The sequence below is a fragment of the Mesorhizobium sp. genome (assembly GCF_041661565.1).
Lineage (GTDB): Bacteria > Pseudomonadota > Alphaproteobacteria > Rhizobiales > Rhizobiaceae > Mesorhizobium.
Genome location: NZ_JBAZUD010000204.1, coordinates 1 through 6409 on the forward strand (window position 1 = coordinate 1; position 6409 = coordinate 6409).

5 protein-coding genes are annotated in these 6409 nt (G+C 61.5%); 4 read left to right on the forward strand and 1 reads right to left on the reverse strand.

What is annotated here, in order from left to right:
- Positions 1–722 (reverse strand): MurR/RpiR family transcriptional regulator (locus WC739_RS23850; protein WP_372955454.1); only part of this gene is annotated, 722 nt, incomplete at its 3' end.
- 144 nt (positions 723–866) lie between these two features.
- Between WC739_RS23850 and WC739_RS23855 the strand changes: the two genes are divergently transcribed.
- The 4 genes from WC739_RS23855 to WC739_RS23870 all read left to right on the forward strand — a co-directional run bounded on the left by WC739_RS23855 (position 867) and on the right by WC739_RS23870 (position 6312).
- On the forward strand, positions 867–1688 hold the full coding sequence (locus WC739_RS23855; protein WP_372955455.1) for an N-formylglutamate amidohydrolase: 822 nt from the start codon (positions 867–869) through the stop codon (positions 1686–1688).
- A 22-nt stretch (positions 1689–1710) separates the two neighbouring features.
- Positions 1711–3273: an amino acid permease gene (locus WC739_RS23860; RefSeq protein WP_372955456.1), complete on the forward strand. Its 1563-nt coding sequence runs from the start codon at positions 1711–1713 to the stop codon at positions 3271–3273.
- 87 nt (positions 3274–3360) lie between these two features.
- A complete protein-coding gene (locus tag WC739_RS23865; RefSeq protein ID WP_372955457.1) occupies positions 3361–4731 on the forward strand; it encodes a glutamine synthetase family protein in 1371 nt (456 codons plus the stop codon).
- 192 nt (positions 4732–4923) lie between these two features.
- The gene (locus WC739_RS23870) at positions 4924–6312 is read left to right on the forward strand and encodes an aldehyde dehydrogenase family protein (protein WP_372955458.1); all 1389 of its coding nucleotides are present in this window, start codon (positions 4924–4926) and stop codon (positions 6310–6312) included.
- Positions 6313–6409: the final 97 nt, after the last annotated feature.

A 6409-nucleotide genomic window follows, 5' to 3' on the forward strand; every position in this document is an offset into this window, starting at 1 on the left:
GAATCCCATGCCGATGGCACGGCCGTACGTCCGGCGATGACGTAGCGGGCGAAGCGCGCGATAGGCGACAGCCACTGGTCGGTGAACAATACGATCTGGACGCCGCGCTGATGTGCCTTTTCGGCGAAGCGGACGAGGCTGTCCTGGTAGCGCCGGATGTCGAAAATCACCAGCACGTCGCGTTTGCCCATGTCGATCAGCCGATCGCGCCACATGCTTTCCTGGCCGGCCAGATGGAAGACATCGGACTGGATGACGGCGAGATGGGCGGCCATGTAGCGCGCCAGCGGATCGGTGAAGCGGCCGCCGATCAGGAAGGTCTTGCCGCGCCGGTCGGCGAGACGGCTGGCGATATCGGCGAGTTGCTTGTCGGAGAGGTGCTTGAACGTCTCGCGCATATTGTCGAGCGTCGCCTCCAGCATCGGCGACGCCGTGCCACCGCCGGGCGAGGGCGGGTTGAGCGTCCTTGTCGCAGGCGATTGAAGCTGCGCGGCCAGTTCGTCCTGCAGGCTGGACTGGAACTCCGGATAGTTCTGGAAGCCAAGCCGGGAAACAAAGCGAAGGATCGTCGGCGAGGAAACGCCGGCGGCGGCCGAGAACTCGGCAACAGTCTTCAGGCCGATCATCGGGTAGCTGGCGATGAGGGTCTGGGCGGCGCGCCGTTCTCCGGCTGGCATCGTGCCGATACGGTCGGAAATCAGTTCGGCAATGCTGGAAATCATCCTCTTCCCCACCCTGGCCCAGCCTACGGTGTTTCCCGAAATCGTATTTGACAAAGCCGGGTAAACTGTATGAAATCATCCGTAGGGACGCAATGAGACAAAATACGTAACATACGATACAGCGCTCCCCGGGGACGGCAAAGTATGGAGAGAGCTTGGCACGCCAGCCTTGCGGCGTCTGATACCGTAGGGGTTTCGAACCCCGGCGGATCGAGCCCTTTCGTCCTGACCTGCGATCATGCGTCGAACTTCCTGCCCGCCGAATTCGGAACGTTGGGCCTTGCCGAGGCCGATCTGTCCCGCCACATCGCCTGGGATCCAGGCGCGCTGCCGGTCGCGCGCCGCATGGCGCGGGCGCTGGACGCGACCTTGGTTGAAAGCCGCGTTTCGCGACTGGTGATCGATTGCAACCGGCCGCTCGACGCGCCCGACCTGGTGCCGCCAATCAGCGAGACCACGCCGATACCCGGCAATGCCGGCCTGTCGGAAAAGCAGCGCGCGGCTCGCATCGCCCTGTCGTGGCAGCCGTTCCATGCGGCGATCGAGCACACGATCGACGACAGGCGCAAGCGCGGGCAGGAGACCCGCCTGGTTTCCATCCATTCCTTCACGCCGGTCTACAAGGGCCGTGACCGGCCTTGGCATATCGGCATCATCCATGACGAGGACCGGCGGCTGGCATCGCCGTTGATTGCCGCGCTGAGGCGGCTTGCCGGCGTCACCGTAGGCGTCAACGAACCCTATTCGCCGGCCGACCGCGTCTATTTCACGCTGGAACGGCATGCGCGCTCGCGCGGGCTGCCCTGCACGATGATCGAAATCCGCAACGATGAAATCTCCGGCGAGACCGGGCAGCGGAAATGGGCGGATCTGCTCACCGGCATTTTTTCAAGTCTGGAGCCGGACGAGGAGGCCGGGCACTCCAGATCGCATTCAATCGGAAAGTCAGTTCAATCGGCCAGCTGAGAAACAAAACAGGGGACTTCCAATGGCAGCACCGGGTTATACAGACGTTGACAAGAAGGAGGACCTGAAGGTTCTCCACGGCATGGGCTATGCCCAGGAACTGTCGCGAAGCATGAGTCGCTTCTCGAATTTCGCGATCTCGTTCTCGATCATCTGCATCCTTTCGGGCGGCATCAATTCCTTCGCTCAGGCGACTTCATCGATCGGCGGCGCGGGTGCCGGCATTGGCTGGATTGTAGGCTGCTGCGTGTCGGGTTTCTTCGCACTTGCGATGGCCCAGATCGCCTCGGCATTTCCGACCGCCGGCGGCCTCTATCATTGGTCGTCGATCCTCGGAAACCGCTTCACCGGGTGGCTAACCGCCTGGCTTAATCTGTTCGGCCTGATCACCGTGCTCGGTGCCATCAATATCGGCACAGCGTTCTTCTTTGTCGGTACTTTCGGCGCGGCTTTCGGCATCACCGGCACGCCAGGCGAAATCGTCGGGTTCGTCGCCTTCATCACCGTGCTGCAGGCGCTGTTCAACCATTTCGGAATCAAGCTGACAGCCATGCTGACGGACGCATCCGGCTTCCTGATCCTGGCAGCAACAGCTGTTCTGATCGTGGCTTGCCTGGTGTTCGCGCCAGCGATCGACATCACACGGCTGTGGACGTTCACCAACTATTCGGGGGATGCAGGCGGCGGCGTCTTCCCGCAGACCGATTCCATGAGCTACTTGTTCCTGCTCTGTCTGCTGCTGCCGGTCTACACCATCACTGGATATGATGCGTCGGCGCATACTTCGGAAGAAACGCTGAAGGCAGCGCATTCCGTTCCGCGGGCGATCGTTTCGTCCGTGCTCTGGTCGTCCTTGATCGGCTGGGTGATGCTTTGCGCCATCGTGCTGGCAATTCCGGACCTAGCGGCTGGCGCCAAGCAGGGCTGGAGCGTCTTTTTCTCGACTATGGATGCAATCCTGCCGGTATGGCTGAAGGAATTGCTCTATCTGGCAATCTTGATCTCACAATTCCTCTGTGGCCTCGCTACGGTGACCTCGGCCTCCCGCATGTTGTTTGCCTTCTCGCGTGACGGTGGCATGCCGGTCGGTTCGGCGTCGCTTGCCAAAGTCAGCCCACGCTGGCGTACGCCGGTTAACGCGATCTGGACGGCCGCGTTCCTTGAGATTATCTACGTCTTTCTTGCCCAGTTCATCTCGATTGGCGGCACCAACATCTACACCATCGTCGTTAATTCGACGCTGGTGTTCCTGTTCCTGTCGTTTACGATTCCGATCGCTCTCGGCATGATCTCATTTGGCACTGCCAAATGGCCGACACCCGGTCCGTGGAATCTCGGCGCAGGCGTGTTCAAGCTGTTCTGCGCGTTGTCGATTGTCGGCATGGTGATCATCTTCTACATCGCCATCCAGCCGCCGAACGACAAGGTGCTTTACATTACCATTGGCTTCATCGTGCTGACCGCCATTCTCTGGTTCGGTTTCGAGAACCGCCGCTTCCAGGGCCCGCCGATCGGCGACCAGATCGCCAAGCGCCAGGCAGCGATCAAGGCGGCCGAGCAGGCCGTCGGCGAAACCGGCCACTGAGCCGTCTCCTACGAACCATGGCCGGCATCGTGCCGGCCATGTTCCGTTTATCTCTTTCGAAACGACAAGCGCTGGAGTGCCAAAGGAATGGCCGGAAATTTCTCGTTCGATCAGTTGAAGAAGGCGGTCTCCGATGGCGAGATCGACACGGTGCTGGCGTGCATCGTCGATATGCAGGGCCGTCTGGCGGGAAAACGGTTCCTGGCTCAGTACTTCGTCGATTCCGCGCATGACGAAACGCATGGCTGCAACTATCTGCTGGCCGCCGACATCGATATGGAGCCGGTGCCCGGCTACAAGGCGGCGAGCTGGTCGAAGGGCTATGGCGACTTCGTCATGAAGCCCGATCTGGCCACGCTGCGGCGCATCCCGTGGCTGGAGAAAACCGCGCTGGTGATCTGCGACGTGCTCGACCATCACACGCATGACGACCTGCCGCATTCGCCGCGCGCCATCTTGAAGAAGCAGGTCAAGCGGCTGACCGAGCGCGGCTATATCGGCTATTTCGCCTCCGAGCTTGAATTCTATTTGTTCAACGAGACCTACGACTCCGCCCGCAAGAAACACTGGCAAGGCCTTGAGACGGCGTCGCCCTATATCGGCGACTACCAGATCGGCATCACCACCAAGGAAGAAGGCGTCATGCGCCGGCTTCGCAACGAGATGGAAGCCGCCGGCATCCCGATCGAGAATTCCAAGGGCGAGTGGGGCCCGGGCCAGGAAGAGATCAATGTGCGTTATGCCGAGGCGCTCGACATGGCTGATCGCCACGTCATCCTGAAGAATGGCGCCAAGGAGATCGCCGAGTCCGAGGGCAAGGCCATTTCCTTCATGTCCAAATACAATTACGGCCTGGCCGGCAATTCCAGCCATATCCACAATTCGCTGTGGAGCGCCGACGGCAAGACGCCATTGTTCTTCGACAAGACGGCCGACTGGACGCTGTCGACGCTCGGCCAGCAATGGGCGGCGGGGCAGCTTAAATACGCCAAGGAATTCACCTGGTTCCTGGCGCCTTACATCAACTCCTACAAGCGCTTCCAGGCCGGCACCTTCGCCCCGACCAAGATCATGTGGAGCGAGGACAACCGAACCGCCGGCTTCCGCCTGTGCGGCGAGGGCACCAAGGGCATCCGCATGGAATGCCGCATTGGCGGCGCCGACCTCAATCCTTATCTCGCCTTCGCGGCGCTGATCGCGGCCGGCCTTGCCGGCATCGACGAGAAGTTGGACTTGCAGAAGCCTTTCGTCGGCGATGCCTATCAGGCGTCTCGTTTGCCGGAGATCCCGAAGACTCTGCGTGACGCCACCGAGACCCTGGCGAAGTCGAAGATGCTGAGACAGGCGCTCGGCGATGACGTGCTCGAACACTATGTCCACACCGCCAAGTGGGAGCAGTTCGAATATGACCGCCGCATCACGGACTGGGAACTGCACAGGGGGTTCGAGCGGTATTAAGGTAGCCTGCGAACGTTGACGCCGCCCCTCACCCTTACCCTCTCCCCGTAAAGAACGGGGAGAGGGGGACGCCAACGCCGGAGCGTTTCCCTTCTCCCCGTCACTGTACGGGGAGAAGGTGCCGTCAGGCGGATGAGGGGCAGCGCCAGCCATGTGATTTCTTGATTGTTGCAGAAGTGCGAGGACTTACAAATGGCCGAAACGGTCAAAATCATATCCCCCGTCGGCGGCTCGATCTATGCCGAGCGGCCCGTCGCGACGGACCAGGCGGTCAATGCCGCTGTCGAGCGCGCCAGGGCGGCGCAGGAGAAGTGGGCTGGGACGCCGATCGTCGAGCGCGGCAAGTACATGCTGGCGATGCTGGAAGCCCTGGTCGCGATGACTAACGAGATCGTGCCGGAGATCGCCTGGCAGATGGGGCGTCCGGTGCGCTATGGCGGCGAGTTCGGTGGCGTCAAGGAACGCACCAATTACATGGTCGGGATCGCCGAGCAGGCGCTTAAATCCGTGCCGGCTTCCAACCCGAAGGATGGCTTCCGCCGCTATGTGAAGAAGGATCCCCTCGGCGTGGTCATGGTGATCGCGCCCTGGAACTATCCTTATCTAACAGCGGTCAACACCATCGTGCCGGCGCTGATGGCCGGCAACGCCGTCATCCTCAAGCATGCGGCGCAGACGCTGCTGGTCGGCGAGCGTTTCCAGCAGGCCTTCGACAAGGCAGGCCTGCCGAAGGGCGTGTTCCAGAATGTCGTCCTCAACCACGCTCAGACCGAAAAGCTGCTCGGCTCGGGCAAGATCGACCATGTCAACTTCACCGGGTCGGTCGCCGGCGGCCGCGCCATCGAAAAGGCGGCGGCCGGCACCTTCATGACGCTCGGCCTCGAGCTTGGCGGCAAGGATCCGGCCTATGTGCTGCCGGACGCCAAGATGGATCACGCGGTCGCCAATCTGGTCGACGGCGCCTTCTACAATTCCGGCCAGTGCTGCTGCGGCATCGAGCGCGTCTATGTGCACGAAAAGGTCTATGACGAGTTCGTCGAGGGCTTCATCGCCGAGACGAAGAACTATGTCGTCGGCAATCCGCTGGAGCAGGCGACGACGATGGGGCCGATGGCGCAGGCGCGCTTTGCCGACCTGATCCGCGAGCAGAAGGCCGAGGCGCTGCGCAAGGGCGCCAAGGCCCGCATCAACATGAAGGTGGCCAACGACAAGCCCGGCTCACCCTATCTGGCGCCGGAAGTGCTGACCGAAGTCGATCACCAGATGAGCGTCATGCGCGAGGAGAGCTTCGGTCCGATCGTCGGCATCATGAAGGTGCGAAACGACGAGGAGGCGATCGCGCTGATGAACGACAGTCCTTACGGGCTGACGGCCTCGATCTGGACCCGCGATACCGAGCATGCGGTGGCGATCGGCGACCGCGTCGAGACCGGCACGGTGTTCATGAACCGCTGCGACTACCTCGATCCGGCCCTGGTCTGGACCGGCGTCAAGGAAACCGGAAAGGGCGCCAGCCTGTCCGCCATCGGCTATGATAATTTGACGAGGCCGAAATCCTTCCACCTGCGCGAAGCCATCTGACCATCCGAAAGATGAAAATGTCCAAGCTGATCTCCAAATGGAACTACCCCACCACCGTTCGCTTCGGCGCCGGGCGCATCAAGGAACTGCCTGAGGT

Coding starts and splice junctions, on each gene's coding strand:
- WC739_RS23865 (WP_372955457.1), top strand. CDS start 3,361: ATGGCCGGAAATTTCTCGTTCGATCAGTTGAAGAAGGCGGTCTCCGAT.
- WC739_RS23870 (WP_372955458.1), top strand. CDS start 4,924: ATGGCCGAAACGGTCAAAATCATATCCCCCGTCGGCGGCTCGATCTAT.
- WC739_RS23860 (WP_372955456.1), top strand. CDS start 1,711: ATGGCAGCACCGGGTTATACAGACGTTGACAAGAAGGAGGACCTGAAG.
- WC739_RS23855 (WP_372955455.1), top strand. CDS start 867: ATGGAGAGAGCTTGGCACGCCAGCCTTGCGGCGTCTGATACCGTAGGG.